Origin of the sequence: Lutibacter litoralis (genome assembly GCF_014646675.1) — a bacterium.
Classification (GTDB): Bacteria; Bacteroidota; Bacteroidia; order Flavobacteriales; family Flavobacteriaceae; genus Lutibacter; species Lutibacter litoralis.
In genome coordinates, this window is the sequence record NZ_BMNS01000025.1 from 1 (window position 1) to 1,264 (window position 1,264).

The following is a 1,264-nucleotide window of genomic DNA, read 5'->3' on the forward strand; positions in this document are numbered from 1 at the left end:
TATGGTATTCCTACAAAAAAGATTACAAATTTAAGCAGCTCGTTTAATCTTGTTTTTTAATAATCTTCTTTCTGTTTCTAAAGGAGTTAAATAACCAAGTGTTTGATGTATTCTTTTAGTATTGTACCAAAGAATGTAGCCACTAATTTCTTGATGTGCTTGAATAAAATTATTAAAGTATGTCCTATAAACTAATTCACATTTAATCGTTTTAAAAAAGCTTTCAGCGACTGCATTATCCCAACAATTCCCTTTTCTACTCATACTTTGGGTTATTTTTTTATTAGTATTAAATATAGATGTCATTTTATCCGCAGCGTATTGGATACCTCGGTCTGAATGGAAAATAAAATCATCTGCGATATTTCTGTTTTTTCTAGCTTTTACCCAAGCCTTATAAACAGTGTTTTTTACTGTCATATCATTACTTAAAGACCATCCTATAATTTTTCTATCCGCTAAATCTATCATTGTTGTTAAGTAAATCCATCTATTTTTACATCTTATGTAGGTAATATCGGAGACCCAGACCTTTCCTAATTCCTCAACCTTAAAATTCCTGTCTAAAACATTTGGACTAATATTATATTTATGATTAGAGTCAGTAGTAACTACATATTTTCTTTTAGACTGGCTCCTTATTCCCATTTGTTGCATAAGTCTTGAAATATATGATGGATGATAATTATACCCCGCTCTAGCTAAGATTTTAGTAATTTTATAACTTCCATATACTTTACGATTTTCTATCCATATCTGATTAATTTTAGCTTTAAGTATTTTTGTTTTAGAGATCTTTATTTTGTTACTATTTCTTTGCCATTGATAATATGAATTTCTACTGATTCTTAAAATTTCACACATCTTCTCAACAGGGTAATTGGTTCTATATTTATTTATAAACCTGTACTTTTCCTGTCGTTCTTGGAGAAGATGCTCACCGCCTTTTTTAAGATATCTCTCTCCATCTCAGCATCTCTAAGACGCCTTTTCAATTCTCGAATCTCTTTTTCTTCTGGTGTTAAGCTTGGAGTTCCTGAGCCAGTAAAAGATTCTTTGTTTGATAAATAAGATCTTTTCCAACCACGTATACTTGCTGGATGGACACCATATTCTTTTCCCAAATCTTCTGCACTATGACCTGAAAGCATCAATTCTACTAACATAACTTTAAATTCCTTGTCGTACCTTTTTGTTTTACTCATAATTCAAATATATTAATTTATGAGCTGTTTTAACTGTAACTATAAATGTAGGTATTCCA

Annotated in this window: 1 protein-coding gene; it reads right to left on the minus strand. The window is 30.2% G+C overall.

Annotated elements, in window-relative coordinates; genetic code table 11:
- Positions 1-30 precede the first annotated feature (30 nt).
- A protein-coding gene (locus tag IEW75_RS15670) for an IS3 family transposase (RefSeq protein WP_134246586.1) occupies positions 31-1,205 on the minus strand; the annotation gives its coding sequence in 2 pieces (ribosomal slippage) (positions 31-956 and positions 956-1,205; 1,176 coding nt in all).
- Between the last annotated feature and the right edge of the window lie 59 nt (positions 1,206-1,264).